At 63.8% G+C, this 19,949-nt stretch carries 17 protein-coding genes and 2 tRNA genes; 8 read left to right on the top strand and 11 right to left on the bottom strand.

The genetic code is table 11. The features are described 5' to 3' along the window. Window positions 1-33: 33 nt before the first annotated feature. Entirely contained in the window at window positions 34-516 is a 483-nt protein-coding gene (gene tadA, locus ACYVD7_RS08355; RefSeq protein WP_460761527.1) for a tRNA adenosine(34) deaminase TadA, read from the top strand. A gap of 63 nt (window positions 517-579) precedes the next feature. Here tadA and ACYVD7_RS08350 read toward each other — a convergent pair whose 3' ends face one another. Next, window positions 580-1,035, bottom strand: a complete 456-nt coding sequence (locus ACYVD7_RS08350; protein WP_460761524.1) for a DUF2721 domain-containing protein — start codon at window positions 1,033-1,035, stop codon at window positions 580-582. A 64-nt stretch (window positions 1,036-1,099) separates the two neighbouring features. Here ACYVD7_RS08350 and orn point away from each other — a divergent pair, with 64 nt between their 5' ends. After that, window positions 1,100-1,666, top strand: a complete 567-nt coding sequence (gene orn / locus ACYVD7_RS08345) for an oligoribonuclease (RefSeq protein WP_460761885.1) — start codon at window positions 1,100-1,102, stop codon at window positions 1,664-1,666. A gap of 108 nt (window positions 1,667-1,774) precedes the next feature. Here the strand turns inward: orn and ACYVD7_RS08340 are convergent, their stop codons facing one another. Together ACYVD7_RS08340 and ppsA are read right to left on the bottom strand one after the other, a co-directional pair. After that, window positions 1,775-2,707 (bottom strand): mechanosensitive ion channel family protein, encoded by a 933-nt coding sequence (locus ACYVD7_RS08340; protein ID WP_460761522.1) that lies wholly within the window; start codon window positions 2,705-2,707, stop codon window positions 1,775-1,777. Window positions 2,708-2,717: 10 nt separating this feature from the next. Continuing rightward, a complete protein-coding gene (gene ppsA, locus ACYVD7_RS08335) occupies window positions 2,718-5,090 on the bottom strand; it encodes a phosphoenolpyruvate synthase (RefSeq protein ID WP_460761519.1) in 2,373 nt (790 codons plus the stop codon). 144 nt (window positions 5,091-5,234) lie between these two features. Between ppsA and ppsR the strand changes: the two genes are divergently transcribed. The 4 genes from ppsR (at window position 5,235) to ACYVD7_RS08315 (ending at window position 7,044) form a co-directional block, all read left to right on the top strand. Then, a complete protein-coding gene (ppsR, locus tag ACYVD7_RS08330; protein ID WP_460761517.1) occupies window positions 5,235-6,056 on the top strand; it encodes a posphoenolpyruvate synthetase regulatory kinase/phosphorylase PpsR in 822 nt (273 codons plus the stop codon). A gap of 205 nt (window positions 6,057-6,261) precedes the next feature. Then, the gene (locus tag ACYVD7_RS08325) at window positions 6,262-6,759 is read left to right on the top strand and encodes a DUF1249 domain-containing protein (RefSeq protein WP_460761514.1); all 498 of its coding nucleotides are present in this window, start codon (window positions 6,262-6,264) and stop codon (window positions 6,757-6,759) included. Between the two features lie 45 nt (window positions 6,760-6,804). Beyond that, window positions 6,805-6,880, top strand: a tRNA-Ala gene (locus ACYVD7_RS08320). 88 nt (window positions 6,881-6,968) lie between these two features. Then, window positions 6,969-7,044: transfer RNA gene (locus ACYVD7_RS08315), tRNA-Glu, on the top strand. Between the two features lie 76 nt (window positions 7,045-7,120). On the opposite strand, the gene ACYVD7_RS08310 is transcribed toward ACYVD7_RS08315, so the two are convergent. The 6 genes from ACYVD7_RS08310 to ACYVD7_RS08285 form a co-directional block, all read right to left on the bottom strand. Beyond that, entirely contained in the window at window positions 7,121-10,219 is a 3,099-nt protein-coding gene (locus ACYVD7_RS08310) for an error-prone DNA polymerase (RefSeq protein WP_460761512.1), read from the bottom strand. Window positions 10,220-10,262: 43 nt separating this feature from the next. After that, window positions 10,263-11,696: a Y-family DNA polymerase gene (locus ACYVD7_RS08305; RefSeq protein ID WP_460761509.1), complete on the bottom strand. Its 1,434-nt coding sequence runs from the start codon at window positions 11,694-11,696 to the stop codon at window positions 10,263-10,265. 4 nt (window positions 11,697-11,700) lie between these two features. Beyond that, window positions 11,701-12,423: a translesion DNA synthesis-associated protein ImuA gene (imuA, locus tag ACYVD7_RS08300; protein ID WP_460761505.1), complete on the bottom strand. Its 723-nt coding sequence runs from the start codon at window positions 12,421-12,423 to the stop codon at window positions 11,701-11,703. 124 nt (window positions 12,424-12,547) lie between these two features. After that, window positions 12,548-13,447 carry a copper resistance protein B gene (locus ACYVD7_RS08295; protein WP_460761502.1) on the bottom strand — a complete coding sequence of 300 codons (900 nt, stop codon included), beginning with the start codon at window positions 13,445-13,447 and terminating at the stop codon, window positions 12,548-12,550. Further along, window positions 13,444-15,237 (bottom strand): copper resistance system multicopper oxidase, encoded by a 1,794-nt coding sequence (locus ACYVD7_RS08290; RefSeq protein ID WP_460761499.1) that lies wholly within the window; start codon window positions 15,235-15,237, stop codon window positions 13,444-13,446. Before ACYVD7_RS08290 ends, ACYVD7_RS08295 begins: the two co-directional genes overlap by 4 nt. Window positions 15,238-15,277: 40 nt before the next feature. Continuing rightward, entirely contained in the window at window positions 15,278-15,712 is a 435-nt protein-coding gene (locus ACYVD7_RS08285; protein WP_460761497.1) for a heavy metal-responsive transcriptional regulator, read from the bottom strand. A 215-nt stretch (window positions 15,713-15,927) separates the two neighbouring features. Here ACYVD7_RS08285 and ACYVD7_RS08280 point away from each other — a divergent pair, with 215 nt between their 5' ends. Together ACYVD7_RS08280 and ACYVD7_RS08275 are read left to right on the top strand one after the other, a co-directional pair. Beyond that, window positions 15,928-16,614 carry a hypothetical protein gene (locus ACYVD7_RS08280; RefSeq protein ID WP_460761494.1) on the top strand — a complete coding sequence of 229 codons (687 nt, stop codon included), beginning with the start codon at window positions 15,928-15,930 and terminating at the stop codon, window positions 16,612-16,614. Between the two features lie 249 nt (window positions 16,615-16,863). Then, on the top strand, window positions 16,864-18,258 hold the full coding sequence (locus tag ACYVD7_RS08275) for a TIGR03013 family XrtA/PEP-CTERM system glycosyltransferase (RefSeq protein ID WP_460761492.1): 1,395 nt from the start codon (window positions 16,864-16,866) through the stop codon (window positions 18,256-18,258). Window positions 18,259-18,411: 153 nt separating this feature from the next. Here the strand turns inward: ACYVD7_RS08275 and ACYVD7_RS08270 are convergent, their stop codons facing one another. Together ACYVD7_RS08270 and ACYVD7_RS08265 are read right to left on the bottom strand one after the other, a co-directional pair. Further along, complete coding sequence (locus ACYVD7_RS08270) at window positions 18,412-19,212, bottom strand: hypothetical protein (protein WP_460761489.1); 801 nt, start codon at window positions 19,210-19,212, stop codon at window positions 18,412-18,414. A gap of 159 nt (window positions 19,213-19,371) precedes the next feature. Beyond that, on the bottom strand, window positions 19,372-19,791 hold the full coding sequence (locus tag ACYVD7_RS08265) for a hypothetical protein (RefSeq protein ID WP_460761487.1): 420 nt from the start codon (window positions 19,789-19,791) through the stop codon (window positions 19,372-19,374). Window positions 19,792-19,949: the final 158 nt, after the last annotated feature.

Below are 19,949 nucleotides of genomic sequence, written 5' to 3'. Positions count from 1 at the left end.
AGCCTGTAAACCAGATTCCTCACTGCGTTCGGAATGACAGAACAAACTGCCCGCGACGAACACTGGATGCGCCACGCGCTGGCGTTGGCGCAGCGCGCACAGCATGAGGACAACGAGATTCCGGTCGGGGCGGTACTCGTTTCCTCCGAGGGCGAGATCCTCGGAGAGGGCTGGAACCGCAACATCAGCGACAACGATCCGACCGCGCATGCGGAGGTCGTCGCGATGCGCGCGGCCGGTGCGAAGATTGGGAATTACCGGTTGCTCGGTACCACGCTTTACGTGACGCTGGAGCCATGTGCGATGTGCGCAATGGCGCTGATCCATGCCCGGGTCGGTCGCGTGGTCTACGGCGCGAATGACCCGAAAACCGGAGCGGCCGGCAGCGTGTTCGACCTGTTGTCAGATCCGCGACACAACCATCGCATCGAAGTCCTCGGCGGCGTGCTGGCGGAGGAAGCCAGCATGCGCCTCACCAACTACTTCCGCGTGAAGCGGGGCCAGCTGCCGATCTGATCCGCTGCCGTAGCGGCCTGTGGTGCTGCGAGAGACCCGGTCGATTGAGCGGGTGGTTTCCGGTCAGCCGCGCTTGCGGGCGAGTTCGTGGTTGAGCTCTTCGTCGAAACTGCGCACCGCCAGGCTCACCTCGCGCCACAGCGCGTAGCTGGCGGCCAACAGGAACAGCACGCCGAACACCGCAAGTAACGTCGGCAATACGCCCAGGCGGAAGCCGAGGAACGCGTCCATCGCCAAGGTCAGGCTGGTGCCGACGAAGCTTCCCAACGCCGCGTAGAGCATCTGGCACGCGCGAAGGACCAGGTGCGCCCGCTGACGATGCCGCGAAATCTGCGCGTCGCGCTCGACGCGGTCCGGAGCGGTTTCCTCCCATGCCACGATCAGCGAACGCAACCGATCCACGACGCGCGCCAGCCGCGTGTTGGCCGATGCGAGCATTGCCGCCGTGGCGGTCAGGAAGAACGCCGGCGCCAGCATCGAGGTGAGGATCGCGTAGTGGTAGACGGGGTTGGTGGGCATGGCCGCTGGGCTGGGGACGGGGCAGGGGCTTATCATGCGACGTCCCCACGAACAGTGCGAGCGCATGGCAGCCAACTTCCAGAAGGAACAGAGACTGATCTGGATCGACCTCGAAATGACCGGGCTCGACACCGACAACGACTCCATCCTGGAGATCGCCACCGTCGTCACCGACGCGCAACTGGAGACGCTGGCCGAGGGGCCGGAGTTCGCGATCAGCCATCCGCTGGAACGCCTGCAGGCGATGGATGAGTGGAACCGCAACCAGCACCGTCGTTCCGGCCTCTGGCAGCGCGCGCTGGAACAGGGCGTGAGCATGGAGGAAGCCGAGCGCAAGACGCTGGAATTCCTCACGCAATGGGTCCCTGCGAACGCCTCGCCGATCTGCGGCAACTCGATCTGCCAGGATCGTCGCTTCCTGCACCGGCAGATGCCGAAGCTCGAGAAGTACTTCCATTACCGCAACCTTGATGTAAGCACCATCAAGGAGCTGGCGCGGCGATGGGCGCCGACGGTGCTCAACGGCGTGCGCAAGGAGAGCAAGCACACCGCGCTGAGCGACATCCATGATTCGATCGTCGAGCTGCGGCACTACCGCGCGGCGATGGGCAAGCTGGGCGGCAACGAATAATCAGTTGGTCGCATCGCGAAAGTGCGATGCGTCGGAGCTGTGCAACCGTGAGTGCGGGCGAATCGACTGGCGTCGTGCCCATCTGCGTCCCGTGGAACGCGACTGTCGTTAGCGCCTGTCGGGTGTTTCGTCCGTCACGCCGGTCGGCAGCGCGCCGCTCGGCAGCATTGGAGTCGAGTCCAGCGGTCGGCCATCGCCACCGTGGTGGAATATCCGCACATCCCGATACGCTGCGGGTAGTCCCACGCCCATTTCGATCAGCGCCCCGCGGACGGCTTCGGTGAGGTCGCTGCGTACCTGCTGCACATCAGCGGTACGTACCCAGACGCGTAACTCGATGGTGACGCGATTGTCGGCCACCAGTCCGGTGATGATGACGGCGGGTTCGGGTTCCTGCAGCACCTTGGGGTTGGCGCGGGCGATTTCGTTCAGGCGTGTCCTTGCCGCCTGCAGGTCTTCGGCATGGCCGACGCTGGCGGTGATGTCGATGCGCCGCTTCATCACCGCGGTGAAATTGGTGATCGCTGCCGACGTGATCAGGCTGTTGGGCAGGATCAGGACACGGTTGTCCGGCGTGCGCAGGCGGGTCTGGAATACCTTGACCTGCTCGACCGTGCCTTCCAGTCCGGCGGCGATGATGTGATCGCCGGCGCGGAACGGACGCTGCACGATCAGTTGCAGGCCGGCCGCCAGGTTGGAGAGCGAGTCCTTCAGCGCCAGGCCGATGCCCAGGCCCGCCGCGCCGAGTACCGCGAATAGCGATGCCGGTGCGAAACCGAGGAATTGCAGCGACGCAAGGATCACCACCACGACCATGGCGCCGTAAGCGATGTTGCGCAGGAAGCCACGCAGCGTGGCTTCCGTGTGCGTGCGCTCCAGGATGCGGTCGAGCCCGCGCGCGAGCCGCTTGGCGAGCCACATGCCTGCCAGCAGGATCAGCACGGCACCAAGCAGGCGCAGGCCATAGGCTTCGGCCAGCGCGCGCCAGTGCTCCAGCGAGTGCAGTTCCTTCAGGGTGACTGCAGCGGCTTCCTGTTCCATGGCGATGCGATCAGCCTGCCTTGGCCTTTGCCAGGCGCAGCCACGTATCGACCACGGTGTCCGGGTTGAGCGACACCGACTCGATGCCCTGCTGCATCAGCCACTCGGCCAGGTCCGGATGGTCGCTCGGGCCCTGTCCGCAGATGCCGACGTACTTGCCCTTGGCGCGCGCCGCGGAGATGGCCATGGACAGCAGCTTCTTCACCGCCGGATCGCGTTCGTCGAAGAGGTTGGCGACGATCGCCGAATCGCGGTCCAGGCCGAGCGTCAGCTGGGTCAGGTCGTTCGAACCGATTGAGAAGCCGTCGAAGATGTCGAGGAATTCGTCAGCCAGCAACGCGTTCGACGGTACTTCGCACATCATGATGATCTTCAGGCCGTCGACGCCCTGCACCAGGCCATTGGCGCGCAGCACTTCGATCACCCTGCGGCCTTCATCGAGCGTGCGCACGAACGGAATCATGACCCAGCAGTTGGTCAGGCCCATCTGCTCGCGCACCTTCTTCACCGCGCGGCATTCCAGTGCGAAGGCTTCGGCGAAGCTCGGATCCACGTAACGGCTGGCGCCACGGAAGCCGATCATCGGGTTTTCTTCGTGCGGCTCGTAGCGCGAGCCGCCGATGAGATTGGCGTACTCGTTCGACTTGAAGTCGGACAGGCGCACGATCACCGGATTCGGCGCGACCGACGCGGTGATCGTCGCGATGCCTTCGGCAAGACGGTCCACGTAGAAGTCGACCGGGTCGCCGTAGCCGGCGGTCTTCGCGTCGATCTTCCTCTTCGTCTCGGCATCCTGCGATGCGTATTCGAGCAGCGCCTTGGGATGGATGCCGATATGGCTGGCGATGATCATTTCCAGTCGCGCCAGGCCGATGCCGGCGTTGGGCAGCATCGCGAAATCGAACGCGCGCTCCGGGTTGGCGACGTTCATCATCACCTTGAGCGGCGCGGGCGGCATCTTGTCGAGGTCGGCGACGTTACGCTCGAAGGGCAGGGCGCCGGAGTAGATGAAGCCGGTGTCGCCTTCGGCGCAGGAGATGGTGACTTCCTCACCGTCCTTGATCGTGTCCAGTGCATTGCCCGTGCCGACTACCGCCGGGACACCGAGTTCGCGCGCGATGATCGCGGCGTGGCAGGTGCGGCCGCCACGGTTGGTGACGATTGCAGCGGAGCGCTTCATCACCGGTTCCCAGTCGGGATCGGTCATGTCGGCGATGAGCACGTCACCCGGCTGCACGCGGCTCATGTCGGCGAGCGAGCGCACGATGCGGGCGGTGCCACTGCCAATCTTGTTGCCGATGGCGCGGCCTTCAGCGATCACTTCGCCGCGCTTGAGCAGCGCGTAACGCTCGATCTGCGTGGCCTTGGCGCGCGACTTCACCGTTTCAGGACGCGCCTGGACGATGAACAGCTTGCCGCTGACGCCGTCCTTCGCCCACTCGATGTCCATCGGGCGGCCGTAGTGCTTTTCGATGACGAGCGCCTGCTTGGCCAGTTCATGCACGTCGGCGTCGTTGATGGAGAAGGTATTGCGCAGCTCGGCCGGTGTGTCTTCGGTGCGGACGCGCTCGCCGGGCGTGTCGGAATAGACCATGCGCAGCTGCTTGGCGCCGATCGACCGACGCAGGATCGCCGGCTTGCCCTGCTGCAGCGTGGGCTTGTAGACGTAGAACTCGTCGGGATTCACCGCGCCCTGCACGACCATCTCGCCCAGGCCGTAGCTGGAGGTGATGAAGACGACGTCGCGGAAACCCGATTCGGTGTCCAGCGTGAACAATACGCCCGAGGAACCCACGTTCGAACGCACCATCAGCTGCACGCCGGCGGAGAGGAACACGTCCTCATGCTTGAAGCCGTGGTGCACGCGATAGGCGATGGCGCGGTCGTTGTAGAGCGAAGCGAAGACTTCCTTCACTTTGTGCACGACATCGTCTGCGCCGGTGACGTTGAGGAAGGTTTCCTGCTGGCCGGCGAAGGAGGCATCCGGGAGATCTTCGGCTGTTGCGGACGAACGCACCGCCACGGCGACATCGCTGCCACCGTTCTCCTCGCACAGCTGCTTGTAGGCCTTGCGGATGTCCGCATCCAGTTCATCCTGCAGCGGTGCGTCGATGACCCAGCCGCGGATCTCGCCGCCGGCGGCGGTGAGTGCAGCGACGTCCTCGACATCCAGCGTCGCCAGCTTGTCGAAGATGCGCTGGTGCAGATTGTTGTGGGCGATGAAGTCCTTGAACGCTTCCGCCGTAGTCGCGAAGCCACCCGGGACGGAGACGCCGAGGTTGGCCAGGTTGCCGATCATCTCGCCGAGCGAGGAGTTCTTGCCGCCCACGCGGGCCAGGTCCGACAGGCGAAGCGCGTGCAGCCAGAGGATGTTCTCGTTCAAGGCGGATCTCCGAGGGGGAAGGGCGGCCTGCGGGGGTGCGGCTGCCGGGCAAGGCCAAACCGCTATTATCGCTGCTGCATCGCGCCCAAGACAAACCGGGGCAGATGGTTTTTCCCGTAACTACAAGTCCTTGCGAGGTGGGTGATGCCTGGAGTGCGGCCGGTTTTCTATGTTTCCGATGGCACCGGGATCACCGCCGAGACCATCGGCCACAGCCTGCTGACCCAGTTCACCCAGACCCGGTTCGTCACCGACCGCTATTCCTTCGTCGGCAGCGTCGAGCGTGCTCAGGAAGTCGCCGCCAAGGTCCGGGCCGCCGGCGAGCAGCATGGCGTGCGCCCGGTGGTGATCAATTCCTGCATGGACGGCACTGTGAGCGCAGCGTTGGCCGAGAGCGGGGCGCTGATGCTGGACGTGTTCGCCCCCTTCATCGAGCCGCTGGAACGGGAGCTGGGCGAGGCGCGCGAACGTCGCATCGGCCAGGCGCACGGCCTGGTGAATTTCGATACGTATCACCGCCGCATCAACGCGATGAATTTCGCGCTGACCCACGATGACGGCGCGGCTACTGATTACGCCGGTTCCGACGTGATCCTCGTGGCCGTTTCCCGCGCTGGCAAGACGCCTACCTGCGTGTATCTGGCCCTGCATTACGGCATCCGCGCCGCCAACTATCCGTTGACCGAGGAAGACCTCGAACACGATCGCCTGCCGCCGCGCCTGCGGCCGTATCGCAGCAAGCTGTTCGGACTCACCATCGATCCTGTCCGCCTGCAGCAGATCCGGCAGGAGCGCCGGCCGAATTCGCGCTATGCGCAATTCGATACCTGCAAGCGCGAGGTTGCGGCTGCGGAGATGATGTTTCGTGGTGAGGGAATTCCAACCCTCAGCACCACGCATACCTCGATCGAGGAGATCGCCAGCAAAGTGCTGACGACGCTGGGGATCCATCGCGAGATGTTCTGAGGGCGCCTGCTGGTGCGGAGGCGACGATGGCGCCAGGTGACCGTGCGATAGTCATCGCGATATTGCGATGAGGTCGCTACCTGAACCGTGATTCAGCCAGGCCGGACAGGGGCGGGAAAGCACCGGGAAGAACACTGACCATAGGCCCGTTGGTAGCGCGGGTCAACGCTGCCGCGAAGCGCCCGGTATGTGTAGCATCGGCGCCATGGTGCATCTGGTTTCCCACGCTGCGCGCATCCCGAGACTGAGCCGGTTCGGCTGGCTGATGGCGCTCTATACCGAGAACCATGCGCGCCTGACGCGACTGTTCGAACCGGCGGATCTTGCCCCGGGTCACTACGAATCCGACATCGGCGACGGCGTCCCGCTGTACCTGGACGTGATCGAGCAGCACCGCTACACCACCGAACTGCGCATGACCTATGCGATGCGCGATCCAGTGACCGGCGAACCCGACCCGTCCGCCCATCTACGCCTGTACCACGACGCAGACCAGCTGGAAGCGACGCATTGCTACGTCGGTCGACGCTGGCAGGACGTGATCGGCATGTATCCACCGCCGGCGGAAGTGATCTGCCATCGCCTGAAGATGAACACCTTCCTCGGAAAGTGGCTCCAGTACCTCGCCGAAAGTGGGCACGGTGTTGCGACCTTGCGTCTGTGCGCGGCAGCGGATGTGAAAAAAATCGAAAAGGTGGCTTGACGGTCCTGAATCGCCCCCCTAAACTTGCGGTCTTTCCAGCGCCGTGGGGCCATAGCTCAGCTGGGAGAGCGCCTGCATGGCATGCAGGAGGTCGCCGGTTCGATCCCGGCTGGCTCCACCAACTTCTGGAAATAGCGCTCCAGGAAACGTTTCAAAAAACAGGCCGGCTTTCAGCGAAATGCATCTCGGTGAAAGCAAAGTTTTACAGCGTCCCCATCGTCTAGAGGCCTAGGACATTACCCTTTCACGGTAGCGACCGGGGTTCGAATCCCCGTGGGGACGCCACTTTTCAGGAAACAGGGCTCGGGAAACCGGGCCCTTTTTCTTTTCTGCGTCTACTTGATCCGGAAAATTGCCTGACTCAGCGGAAGTCGCGCGAACTGGTGCTCAGGCTGCCGAGTAGCGGCGTCAGATTTTCCAGCCGCGTGGCGATCAGATGCTGCACACCATCGCTGCGCTCCAGGCGGCCATCGATGGCCATCAATCGCGATTCGAGCAACTCACGGCGCTGGCGCTCGGCCAGGTGCTGCCAGATCACCGCGTTGACCAGCCCGTCTTCGTCTTCGAGGGTGACGAAGGTGACGCCGCTGGCAGTCTGCGGACGCTGCCGCATCGTGACAAACCCTGCGAAGCGCACCTGTTTTCCGTGCGGCACCTTGGCCAGCTGCGACGAGCGTTGGCAGCGGCGGGCATGGAGCGCCTGACGCAACAGCGAGACCGGGTGGCGGCCCAATGTCATGCCGGTGAGTGCGTAGTCGGTCTGGACGTCTTCGCCTGCGCTGGGAAGCGGCAAGGCGATGGCCGCCTCGTGGCTGGCGATGCCCGCAAACAGCGGACGTGGTGCTTCGATGCCAGCCACTGCCCAACGTGCGCGATGCCGATGGCCGGTCAGGGCGCGCAGGGCATTGGCATCCGCGAGCAGGCTGCGGCTGCGTTCGTCCAGGTGGGCGCGATCGCACAGGTCGGCAATATCGGTGAAAGCCTGCGATGCGCGTGCCATCTCGATTCGCTCGGCGACGTCCAGTTTGAAGCCGTTGATCAGGCGCATCCCCAGGCGCAGTGCCAGTTCGGATGAACCGGCATTCGCGTGCTCCAGGGTGCAATCCCATTCGCTATGGCGCACATCCACCGGCAGCACGCGCACGCCATGGCGACGCAGGTCCTGCACGATCTGGTTGGGCGTGTAGAAGCCCATCGGCTGCGAATTGATCAGGCCGCAGGCAAAGGCCGCCGGATGATGGCATTTGAGCCAGCTGCTGGCGTAGGCGATCAGGGCGAAGCTGGCGGCGTGGGATTCGGGGAAGCCGTAGCTGCCAAAACCCTTGATCTGTTCGAACAGACGCTCTGCGAATTCGAGTTTGTAACCGTTTTTGAGCATGCCCTTGAGCAGTCGTTCGCGATGCGGTTCCAGTCCGCCGTGGCGCTTCCAGGCGGCCATCGAGCGACGCAGTGCATCGGCTTCGCCCGGAGTGAAATCCGCCGCGACGATGGCGACCTGCATCACCTGTTCCTGGAACAGCGGCACACCGAGCGTGCGCTTGAATACTTCTTCCAGTGCCGGCGACGGGTAGCTGACCGGTTCCTCGTTATTGCGGCGGCGAAGGTAGGGATGAACCATGTCGCCCTGGATGGGGCCGGGTCGCACGATCGCGACTTCGATCACCAGGTCGTAGAACTTGCGCGGTTGCAGACGCGGGAGCATCGCCATCTGTGCGCGTGATTCGATCTGGAACACACCCACGGTGTCGGCGCGGCAGATCATTTCGTAGGTCGCCGGATCTTCCGGGGGGATGCTCGCCATCGACAACCCGGGATGGCCATGCGCATCGAGCAGCTGCAACGTCTTGCGCACGGCGGTCAGCATGCCAAGCGCCAGGCAATCGACCTTGAGCAGGCCGACGAGATCAAGGTCGTCCTTGTCCCACTGGATGACGGTGCGGTCGTCCATTGCCGCGTTTTCAACCGGCACCAGCGAAGACAACGGGTGCTCGGAGATCACGAATCCGCCCGGATGCTGGGAGAGGTGTCGTGGGAAGTCGAGCAGTTGCGTCGTGAGCACGATCACGCGCTGCATCAGCGGTGAATCCGGGTCGAAACCGCGTTCGCGCAGGTATTCAGGGATTGGCGTGCCGCCCCAGCTGTCCATGGTCTTGGCGAGTTCGTCGACCTGGTCGGGTGGCAACCCCAGCACCTTGGCGACATCGCGGATCGCGCTGCGGCCGCGATAGCGGATGACGACCGCCGTCAACGCGGCGCGTTCGCGGCCGTAGCGCTTGAACACGTACTGCAGCACTTCCTCGCGGCGTTCGTGCTCGAAATCGACATCGATATCGGGCGGTTCGTTGCGTTCCCTGGAGATAAAACGCTCGAACAGCATGTCCATCAGGCCAGGCTGGAGTTCGGTGATTCCCAAGGCGTAGCAGACGGCCGAATTGGCCGCCGAACCGCGGCCCTGGCACAGGATTCCTTGTTCGCGTGCATGGCGGACGATGTCGTGCACGGTGAGGAAATAGGATTCGTATCCCAGCTCGGCGATCAGCGCGAGTTCCTTCTCGATCAGTTCGCAGGCTTTGTGCTTCTGCTGCACCGTGGAGTCGGCTTCCAGCCAGCGTCTGCGAATGCCTTCCTCGGCGAGCTGGCGCAGCCAGGAGGTTGCCGAATGCCCGGCCGGCACCAGCTCGTGTGGGTATTCGTATCGCAGCTCGCTCAGTTTGAAGTGGCAGCGCTCGGCGATGCGTACCGACTCGGCCAGCAGTTCGTCCGGATAGATCGCCGACAGTGCCCGGCGCGTACGTAGATGCCGCTCGCCGTTTGGGAACAGGACATGGCCAGCGTCGACCAGCGTGACGTGATGCCGGATGGCGGTCATGGTGTCCTGCAAGGCGCGACGGCTGCGCGCGTGCATGTGCACATCACCGCAGGCCATCGCAGGCATTCCCACCTGCCGCGCAAGCGCGAGCGACGCCTGCAATTGGGCTTCATCGTCGGGCCCACGATGAAGCCCGACAGCGAGCCAGCTGCGTTGCGGGAACCTCGCCTGCAGCCAGGCGCCGTCGGCGGGATCGGGCGATGCGCCGGGAATCCACAGCGCCAGCAAGCCATCCATGGGCCTGTTGAAATCTTCCCTGAGCAGGCGATATGCACCTTTGTCGGCACGACGGCGCGCCTGGGTGATCAACCCACACAGGGTTTGATAGCCGTTGCCATTCTCGACCAGCAGGACGAACTTGAGGCCGTCCTCGAGCTGCATTTCGCTGCCGATGATCAGCGGCAATCCCGTGGCGAGCGATGCTTCATGCGCGCGAACGATGCCGGCCAGCGTGCATTCGTCGGTGATGGCGAGCGCTGAGTAGCCTTGTTGCTTTGCGCGGTCGAACAATTCACGCGCACTGGAGGCGCCACGCTGGAAGCTGAAGTTGGACAGGCAGTGGAGCTCGGCGTAAGCGGGGAGGGCGGTCATGCCGCGCTCTCCCGTGCTGCAGCTGCAGTGGCGGCTGACCGCTTCACGCAAACCATCCATGCAGCATGAAAGGACCACCTTGCTCGCCGGCAATCCGGAAGGCCCAGGCATGCTGGCCTTGCGAGGTTTCCACCAGATAGTAGTCGCGACGCACGTCCTCGCCGTCCCACCAGCCCGATTCGATGCGTTCGGGGCCGGCGATGATGCGTTGTACGTAATCGCGCAGGGGTGCTGGCTGCGGCAGCAACCAACCGGGACGGAACGGCGGCTTTGCACTGCTCAGCGGTTGCTTTTTTGAAGGCAGAGGCCGGGCAGGCTCGGCTCTGCAAAGCACGCGTTCGGGACGGTGGTCGGTATGCCAGCCCACGTTGTGTACGGCGGTGTCGCCCAGGCGCGCGCGCAACCGCTCGCGCAGTTGCACCCACGGCACGGCCTGTTGCGGGCGTGGATCGAACAGGTCGCGCTCGGCTGGCACGAACGGTGGCAGCTCGTGCGCGATCAGCTGCATGCCTCGCACGGGTGCGGGCACCTTCGCCTGCTCCACGCGGCCGCGGGCGAGTTCGAACAGCATCGCCGGCTCGCGTTCCGGTGCGAGCAGACCGACGGCCACCTCGCTGTGGGCGATGCGCTCATGCTCCAGAACCAGTGTGAAACGCTGCACGCCACCATCGCGACCGGCCAGGAAGGCGGCCAGATCGGCGGTGAGCCGGCGCAACGGGAACAGCAGGGCCTGGCTGGATTCGACATCGTGCTCGAACTCGATGCGGCCCTCGAACAGATCCGGCGGCTGGTACCACTTCAGCGGGGTTTCCTCGCCGCGCAGGCGGTCCAGGTGCTGCAGCACGATCGGTGGAAAACGCCGGGTCACGGCGTCGCGCGGCAAGGCGAATACCTGTCGCAGTTTGCGCAGCCCCATGCGCGAAAACGCCAACGCCACCTCGTGCGGCAAGCCGGCGCGTTCGATCGGCAGCTGGCCCAATGCATTGAGCAGGGTGTTGTCACTGACTGCCAATCCGTCATGCACGTTGGCCAGCACGCGCGCCGCATGTGGATTGGGCGCGGCGACGAGGTGATGGCGAAAACCCAGTTCGTGCAGTTCTTCGCGAAGCCGTGCCTCGAATTGCGGCCACGGCCCGAACAACTGCAGGCTGCGGCCGACTTCGAGCACGATGGCGTGGTCGAGATCGGTGCTGACCTGCGAGCTGAAGCGGTAGGCCCAGGCGGCAAGGAATTGACGCCAGCGGTTGGCATCCAGCGGGTCGTATTCGATCGTGGCGAAAGCGCTGCTCAAGGCCTGTGCGGCCGCGAGCGACAAGCCGGGACGCAGCCCCAGCGCACGCGCCGCCGGATTGATGGCATGCAGCACGCGCCGTTGCGCGGGGCCGCTGATCAACGCCAGCGGCGCATCAGGGTCCTGATGACGCCGCAGGACACCATCGATCGCCAATTGCGGCAGCAGCAGGCAGGCCCAGCGCATGGCGTCATGCCCTCGTAATGCCGAACTTGCTTGGCAGCTTCTCGACGACGCCAGCAGCGTGTCGAGGAGGTTCGGCGATGGCACCAGAAGCGTGTCGAGCAGGCTTGGCGCCGCACAAGGCGATGGGTCGTGTCGGGGCCAGACCGCCACGGCACTTGAGCACGCGCAGTTGTCGCGGCGCGGAATCGATGGCGATGCGCAGGGCGGCGGGCGAAGGATTCGCTGCAGCTTTCATCGGCCGGAAGGCGAAGCCCAGCCCCTGGCCAGTCTCCGCTGCAACCTGCAAGCGCCGCAGCGCACGGTCATCGGCTTGCTGCGGCCAGCACAGCACCGCGCTACATGCGCCGGAACGCAAGCATTGCTCGGTGGCCCACAAGGCTTCGCGCGGGTTGGCTGTTGCTATCACCTGCAACGCGCCCAGCCTTATATCAGCGGCATGCCAGGCGGGCGGGTAAGGGTGATAGGGCGGTGAGACCAGCGCGATGAGGCCGTCTTTGGGCTGGCTCAGGCGTGCCAGCGTTGGCCACAGCAATTGCAGTTCGCCGATGCCATCGGCGGACAACAGCAATTCGGTCAATGCGGCATCCGGCCAGCCCCCCGTCGGCAAGACGGCATCGAGTTCGGGCAGACCCGTGGGATGCGCCGGTGCAGGCGATGCGATCGCGGCCTGTCCGCGCCAGACACGACGCTGCGCAAGCAGGCTGTCGAGGGCGATCAGCGCGCCCATGGGTGGAAGCTTCGGCTGGGGCAGGGCGAGTGCATGTTAGTAATAATACTAACAATGCGGTCTCACTCATTAAGACTCACATATTCAATAAGTTATGGGCCTTTATTGAAGTCGATGATCCGGCTCAGAACCAGATCCGGACCCCAGCTACGAAACGAGTGTCTTCGATGCCATCACCGGCGGCGCGGGCGAAGTCGGCCGTCGTGCCGAACCGGCGACTCCACTCGACGCCGACATAAGGCGCGAACTCTCGACGGATCTCGTAGCGCAGACGCAGCCCGGCGTCGGCTTCGCTCAAGCCCGAACCGATCCCGCGTGCTTCGTCATCCCGGCCGTGCAAAGTGGCTTCGATGCGTGGCTGCAGGATCAACCGGTTGGTGAGCAGCAGGTCGTATTCGACTTCCAGTTGCGCTGCGGTCTGTCCGTGCTCGCCCAGGTATGCGGTGGCCTCGACCTCGAACTTGTACGGCGCCATCCCTTGTACGCCGATGGCGGCCCAGGTCTGCGATGGACCGGGCTCGAAGTCATGGCGCACGCCGAACAGCACATCCCACCAGGGCGAAACGGGTTTGCCCCACAGCGCTTCGATATCCGCGTTTTCAGTACGGTCGTGCTCGCGTTCGCCTTCACTGCGCAGCCACAGGCGATTGTCATCGTGGCCAAACCAGGCTTTCGTGTCCCAGGCCAGGGTGCGGGCGTCGTCGCTCTTCTGCCATTCCAGGCGATCGACCAGCACCATCCACACGAACGGATCGTCGTCCATGTGATTGCCCATGTCGTGGCCGCCCAGGTCGGGGAACGCGGCGGCGCGATCGGCATCGGTGAGGGCAGGGGGATGGTAAGCGCCTGCGTCCTGCTGCGTCGCTTCAGCTCCGTGTAGAGGATGCGCGTTCACCGTATCGGCCGATGACGGCTGCGATTGCTGTTGCTGCACGTGGCTCTGGTGCTGCGAGTGATCCTGGGCTTGCGCGATCCCGGAAGCTGCAAGCGCAATCGGTAGAAGCATGATCCGCAGCGCGCTCATTCTTCCACCCGCACTTCGCGCATCATGCCGGCTTCCATGTGCATCAGCATGTGGCAGTGGAAGGCCCAGCGGCCCAATGCGTCGGCGGTGACGCGGTAGCTGCGCCGGGTGCCCGGAGGAATGCTCACGGTGTGCTTGCGCACCATGAAGTCGCCGCTGGCGTCCTCGACATCGCTCCACATGCCATGCAAATGGATCGGGTGCTCCATCATCGTGTCGTTGACCAGGGTGACGCGTACGCGTTCGCCGTATTTCAGCTTTACCGGCTCCGCATCGGAGAACTTGATGCCGTCGAAGCCCCAGATGAAGCGCTCCATGTTTCCGGTGAGGTGGAGCTCTATCTCGCGGCCCGGATCACGTCCATCCGGGTCCTCGAACAGGTTGCGCAGGTCCGCATAGCGCAGCACGCGACGGCCGTTGTCGCGCAAACCGATTCCGGGATCGTCCAGGCGCGGCTCCGGCGACATGGTCTGCATGTCGACCGCGGGGTTGTGCGACTCGCTGGCGGGATGGGCAAGCATCGTGCCGCTGCCGTGCGACATGTCGTGCGAACCCTGGTTCATATTGGCTCCGCAACTGCCTTCCATGCCTTTCATCGAAGCACCACAGCCACCTTCCATGCCTTTCATGGAATGGCCGCCGTGGCCCATGTCGCTCATGGTCAACAGTGCACGCTTGTCGAGTGCAGGAACCGGCGCCTGCATGCCCATGCGCGGCGCCAGCGTGATACGGGTATAGCCGCTGCGATCCATCGCCTGAGCGAACACGGTGTAGGCCTGGTCGCCATCCGGCTGCACGATCACGTCAAAGGTTTCCGCCGGTGCGATGCGGAATTCGTCGACAGTCACCGGGTGCACGTTCTGGCCGTCCGCGGCCACCACGGTGAGCTTGAGGCCAGGAACACGAACGTCGAAGAAGGTCATCGCCGCGCCATTGATGAAGCGCAGGCGCACGCGTTCGCCTGGCTTGAACAACGCGGTCCAGTTGTCCTGCGAGGTATGCCCGTTGGCGAGGAAGGTGTACGTGTTGCCGCTGACGTCGGCCAGGTCGGTGGGGCTCATGCGCATCGCACCCCAGGCCTTGCGATCATCGATCGTCTGCGCCAGGCCGTGCTCGCGCGCATCACGCAGGAAATCCCCCAGCGTGCGCTTGTGGAGATTGTCGTAGTCGCTACGCTTCTTCAGGCGTGCGAACAGGCGGTGCGGATCCATGTCGGTCCAGTCCGACAGCATCACCACGTAATCGCGGTCATACGTGAAGGGTTCTGGTTCGCGGGGATCGATGATCAGTGGCCCGTACACGCCGGCCTGCTCCTGCAGGCTGGAATGGCTGTGATACCAGTAGGTGCCGCTTTGTTTCACGCGGAAACGATAGAGATAGTCGCCACCGGGCTCGATGCCGTGGAAGCTCAATCCCGGCACGCCGTCCATGTTGGCCGGCAGCAGGATGCCGTGCCAATGGATCGCGCTCATCGTCGGCAACGTGTTGCGAACGCGCAGCGTGACCGTGTCGCCTTCGCGCCAGCGCAGGATGGGCGCGGGCAAGGAGCCGTTGACGGTGAAGGCACGGGCAGGGCGCCCGCTGAGGTTTACAGGCGTGCTGCCGATGCTCAGGTCGAATTCGGTACCAGCCAGCACGGTGGCCTGGCCTTCGCTGGCCAATGCCCATACCGGTGCGCGCCACAGGCCCAGGCCCGCAGCGGCGCCACCGATTGCAATGTTGCGCAGCAAGCGGCGACGCGCAGAGTCGGGCAGGTCAAACGCGGAAGGATCGAACGGACTTGAAGTCATGCGGGGAATGGCACCAAAGCGGGTTGTTCCAACGTAATTTTCAGGGGGCGTCGGAGGAGGTTCTGGGCGTCGGTGGAGGTTCGGTCTCGGCGAGCAGGTTCTCGATGATCGGACAGTTGTCGACAGGGCCATGTCCGGAGCAGTGCCGGATCAGGCCCGCCAACGCCGCTTGCATGGCTTCGAGCTCCCGGAGCCGATGTTCGATGTCAGCCAGGCGATGCTTGGCCAGTGCACGGACCTCAGCGCGATCGGCATGCCGTGTGGCACTGAGCGCCAGCAGGTCCTGGATTTCCTGCAGCGTGAACCCAAGATCCTTGGCACGACGAATGAAGCGCAGTCGCGACACGTCCTGGGTCCCGTATTCGCGGTAACCCGATGCGCGGCGTTGCGGCGGCGGCAACAACCCCTGGCGTTCGTAGTAGCGCACCGTGTCGATGGCGACGCCGGTCTGGTGCGCGAGTTGTCCAATCTGCATGGCGGTTTCCCTGGAAGCCGGGTCAGTATGGACTCTGGACCTTGGTCCAGAGTCAAGCAATCTGTCGCCCGCACCCTTAGCTTTGGCCAATTTGGAGAGGTCACAGGTGTGGCTCCGTCTGAACAGGACCTCCATCCGGGCCGGGAATGCAGCCGGATCGCGTTGTCCCCATTGATCATGGGCGCCTCGCCACGCCACGTGAACCGGGTGACGCGATGCACTACAACATTGTCGCCGCCGTCCTGCTGGCCTCTTCCTGCGCCGCTGGCAACGTGTATTCGCAGGGGATATCGCAAGACGTCGCGACAGCCGCATCCCCTGGCCCGCCGGTTGCGTCCGGCATCATCCTGAGGGACCGAGACACCATCAGCGACGCGATCGCTGGCCCCCTGGTCGACGCGATTTCGAAGCAACTCCGCGTCCGCACCCTGGACATGCGACTGGATGCCTTCGACGTTCAGGAAGTCAATTCAGGCAGTCACGCCATCAGCGGCACCGGTGACGTACTGGTAAATGGCGCGGGCGACTGGGTCGGTTTTCGTTTCCGGTTGCAATACAACAATCGGCTGCGGCGGGTAAGCCGTCCCGAGGTCAGCATCGGTGGCGTCGCAGCGGGCGAGCACCAGGTCCCCAACGATGCGCATCTGTTGCAGCAACTCGAGGACACCGTGATTGCGGCGCTCGCGCACGGATCGCGCAGGCCGTCGGCATGGCTTCGGCTCGACAGGGTTGCCACTGTCGAAGGAGGCAGCAAATACCTGCGGATCAATGCGCAGGGGGTTGTCTATATCGACCGTGATGGCCCCGGTACCCCGCTGGCGATCGAAGCCATTTACGACCGGTCCGATGATTCCTGGCCGAAGCTTGAGTATGGCCTGGGCGTTGAAGGGGATCCGCGATGAAGTCCTGTTGCAGGTTCTGTGTCCGTCCTCGTGGTTGTAGCTGAACCGTCCGAAGATCGATCTTTCGGCAGTCGAATCCTGGCTGGACATCGTCCAGAGGCCGGGATGCCGCGATTTCTCCGTTGCATTGATTGAGCCAACCTGTTGGATGGCCGTTGTATGCCCGGAGTGGCAGCCAAGAGCAGGGGGGCGTATGCGTCGGCAAGCAAGGGCGGCTTTTTCCGCATTTCACGCACGGGATGCCAAGCCATGAGCATCGCCACGGCCAGTCGCAAGAGCCGTGCGCTCTTGCTGCTCTGGTTGGCCGAGACGGGGTTGCTGATGCTCGCGGTCGTGTCCGCGGCCTGGCTGCGGTTCCTGCGCAATGCGGAAGGCTTTGTGGTCTTCTTCCAGTCGGCGCCGACACGATCACTCATATTTGCCGCATTCATTACCGTGTCGATGGTGGCGTTCGGCCTGTACCAGGTACATGTGCGCCACACCCGCGTGGAATTCCTCATCCGCCTGCTGCTGTCTTTCGCTTTTGGCGGCATCGCGTTGCTGGTGCTGTATTACCTGCTTCCGGCTGCCTACATCGGCCGCGGCGTGCTGGCGATGGCGTTGGTGATTGGCTTCATCGGCGTGACGGCATTGCGCATGGTCGTCTATCGCGTGTTCAAGACGGATGTGTTCAGGCGCCGCGTGCTGGTGCTGGGCGCGGGAAAGAATGCCGATCTCATCAACAGCCGCATGCGACGGCGTTCCGACAGGCAATCGTTCGTGGTAGTGGGATTCCTTCCTCTGCCCGGCCAGCCCGTGCTCGTGCCGGACAAATTGCTGCTCAACACTGATTTTTCCTTGACCGAAATCGTGGAATGGTTGCAGGTCTACGAAATAGTAGTGGCGCCCGACGAACGACGCGGCGCCTTGCCGATGGAAGAGATGTTGAAGTGCGCGCAGCGGGGCATCACCGTCACCGACATCTCGACGTTTTTCGAGCGCGAGGCGGGCATGGTCAAGCTGAATGTCGTGGATCCTTCGTGGCTTGCGTTTTCGGGAGGGTTCGACCACTCGATGCCTCGCCGCCTAATCAAGCGGTTCTTTGACCTGGCCGCGGCTGGCACGCTGTTGCTGCTCGCCTGGCCCTTCATGCTGGTGGTGGCTGCATGCGTCGCACTTGAGTCACGGGGCCCGATCCTCTACCGGCAGACGCGCATTGGCGAGAATGGCTGCAGTTTCGAGCTGATCAAGTTCCGCAGCATGCGCGTGGATGCCGAGGCGGACGGCGTGGCGCGATGGGCCAGTCGGGATGACGATCGCAGTACCCGCGTTGGGCGGATCATTCGGTTGTCGCGCCTTGACGAGCTCCCCCAACTGTTCAACATCCTGGGTGGCGACATGAGCTTCGTCGGTCCACGACCCGAGCGGCCGCAGTTCGTCGACATGCTCAGCCAGGAGGTGCGTTATTACAACGTCCGCCACTGCGTTAAGCCTGGCCTGACCGGCTGGGCGCAACTGCGTTATCCGTACGGCGCGTCCGTGAGCGATGCAGAGGAAAAACTGACGTTTGACCTGTTCTACGTCAAGAACCACGGTCTGGTGTTCGACCTGATGATCCTGCTGCAGACGGTGGAAGTCGTGCTGTTCCATCGCGGCTCGCGCTGACGCGGGTCAAGAGCCCGCCCGTGCGCCGGGCTGCGGAGGCGTACTTGGAACCGGCAACCGGTCAATCGGAACTGCCGGAAGGTGGCGGAGTGACGCGCTCCAAACCGCCGCGAGCAGGGCTTCACATCGAGAACGGGGCTTCATCGGCAGGGGTCATTCACCCGTTGGGCGAAGTACTGTCTGGGACATCTCCTGCAGCCCGGATGCAGGTTTCGTGACGGATTCGAATGAGTCCGCTGCCACTGCATGGGCGCCTTCGATACCGATCCGCACTTCTCCATAGCGCCCGGCGACATAACGCAGCAGTGCGTGGATGAAGGCGATGACGCCCGCCATTTCCATGCCTTCTTCCAAGCTCACCATCGCCTGGTAGATCAGGTCCCTGTATGCGTGGTTTTCGCGCCACCACCCCTCGACGAGCTCGACCCCCAAGGCGCCGCCCAGGTAGATCGCGGCGGAAATCGCAAATGCGATCGCGGTCCTGCGGGGAAGACGGAGCATGAAGGACAGGAAGAACAAACCCAGGCCCACGACCAGGAAGATGCCTGGGATCACCCATGCGAAAAAAAAGATTCCAAGATGCTGGCCGCCGAGCAGGGTACGCATGGGCGCAATCAACAGTTCGTGCAGCGCCAAGTCTTCGTCCAAACCCATTAGCAGGAAGCCGATGGACAGGATGGCCCACTTCGATACATCGGGCGCCTTGTGCGCGCGCGTGAGCATCGTGATGAGGGCCAGCAGCCCGGACGCGGACAACAACAGTGCGGTGGAGAACAGCGAAGGAAGGTTGTGTTCACCGTCCAGGCTGATCATCGCCAGGCCAAAAACATGCTCGCGATGCATGAAGAGCCTGTACGCCTGCATGCCCATGTTGGTGGCCACCAGCAACATCGCCACCAGGGCCAGCCGCCACGTGATTGTCCGCGGGTCGAGCGTGATCTTCTTGATGTCCATGGTTCGAATCGCTGCCTGTGCGTGCGGCCGTTCACCCTTGGCCTGGCGATAGCGTCCTATCTGGTGGGAAACGGCGCGTCGGCACATCTGCGGCCACGCGCTTCAGGCCTGCCCACGCGTGGGGCGAAGCTTCCGTGTTGAGTCGCTGCTTGCGATTGCTCACCTCAGCCATTCGCCCGAGGCCAGGGCCAGCAAGCCAAACAGGAGGATGAGGAGCGTGACGGCCAGTCCCAACGCAACTCGGGGTGCCGGTGATGGTGATGCGCGATTGTCGGAAGGGCGCGCTCCGTAATCCGCGTAGGTTCGCTGGATGCTGGTGCCCCGTGGATTGCTCGCTCCGGGACGATGCGGGGTTGCACCGGGCAGGCGCCCGTAGCGGCGATGGAAACGGCTGGCCGTGGTGTACAGCCCGATCAGATCGCGCAGGGCGGCCAAGGACTCCGGAGGTGGCGGAGTGCCCGCCTGGCGGTTGGGTTGCAGTTCGGAGATTCGCCGGCGGTAGGCAAGCTGGAATTCCGCCAGGCTGCAGTTCGGCCTCAGCCCAAGCTGGGAATAGAGCAGCGTCAGGTCGGTTTTCATTGCGCGCCATCCATCGGCCTATCGTAGCAAGCAGCCGGGCTCTGCAAAGAGCCCTTGGAAAAGCCCTGAAAAGGCTGGCAGGCGGCCCGCCGATGGCCGCACGGCCATTCCCACGACGTTTGCTTACACATCAGCGCGACTTTCATGGCCGCCTGCCG

It is taken from the genome of Lysobacter fragariae (genome assembly GCF_054779775.1).
Note: the sequence above shows the minus strand (reverse complement) of the source record. Positions and strands in the feature narration are given on the sequence as shown.

Excerpts from the sequence above, each read along its gene's own strand:
- orn (WP_460761885.1), top strand. The coding sequence starts at position 1,100 with ATGGCAGCCAACTTCCAGAAGGAACAGAGACTGATCTGGATCGACCTC.
- tadA (WP_460761527.1), top strand. The coding sequence starts at position 34 with ATGACAGAACAAACTGCCCGCGACGAACACTGGATGCGCCACGCGCTG.
- ACYVD7_RS08350 (WP_460761524.1), bottom strand. The coding sequence starts at position 1,035 with ATGCCCACCAACCCCGTCTACCACTACGCGATCCTCACCTCGATGCTG.
- ACYVD7_RS08280 (WP_460761494.1), top strand. The coding sequence starts at position 15,928 with ATGCACTACAACATTGTCGCCGCCGTCCTGCTGGCCTCTTCCTGCGCC.
- ACYVD7_RS08285 (WP_460761497.1), bottom strand. The coding sequence starts at position 15,712 with ATGCAGATTGGACAACTCGCGCACCAGACCGGCGTCGCCATCGACACG.
- ACYVD7_RS08305 (WP_460761509.1), bottom strand. The coding sequence starts at position 11,696 with ATGCGCTGGGCCTGCCTGCTGCTGCCGCAATTGGCGATCGATGGTGTC.
- imuA (WP_460761505.1), bottom strand. The coding sequence starts at position 12,423 with ATGGGCGCGCTGATCGCCCTCGACAGCCTGCTTGCGCAGCGTCGTGTC.
- ACYVD7_RS08325 (WP_460761514.1), top strand. The coding sequence starts at position 6,262 with ATGGTGCATCTGGTTTCCCACGCTGCGCGCATCCCGAGACTGAGCCGG.
- ACYVD7_RS08340 (WP_460761522.1), bottom strand. The coding sequence starts at position 2,707 with ATGGAACAGGAAGCCGCTGCAGTCACCCTGAAGGAACTGCACTCGCTG.
- ACYVD7_RS08270 (WP_460761489.1), bottom strand. The coding sequence starts at position 19,212 with ATGGACATCAAGAAGATCACGCTCGACCCGCGGACAATCACGTGGCGG.
- ACYVD7_RS08275 (WP_460761492.1), top strand. The coding sequence starts at position 16,864 with ATGAGCATCGCCACGGCCAGTCGCAAGAGCCGTGCGCTCTTGCTGCTC.
- ppsR (WP_460761517.1), top strand. The coding sequence starts at position 5,235 with ATGCCTGGAGTGCGGCCGGTTTTCTATGTTTCCGATGGCACCGGGATC.
- ACYVD7_RS08295 (WP_460761502.1), bottom strand. The coding sequence starts at position 13,447 with ATGAGCGCGCTGCGGATCATGCTTCTACCGATTGCGCTTGCAGCTTCC.
- ACYVD7_RS08290 (WP_460761499.1), bottom strand. The coding sequence starts at position 15,237 with ATGACTTCAAGTCCGTTCGATCCTTCCGCGTTTGACCTGCCCGACTCT.
- ACYVD7_RS08265 (WP_460761487.1), bottom strand. The coding sequence starts at position 19,791 with ATGAAAACCGACCTGACGCTGCTCTATTCCCAGCTTGGGCTGAGGCCG.
- ACYVD7_RS08310 (WP_460761512.1), bottom strand. The coding sequence starts at position 10,219 with ATGACCGCCCTCCCCGCTTACGCCGAGCTCCACTGCCTGTCCAACTTC.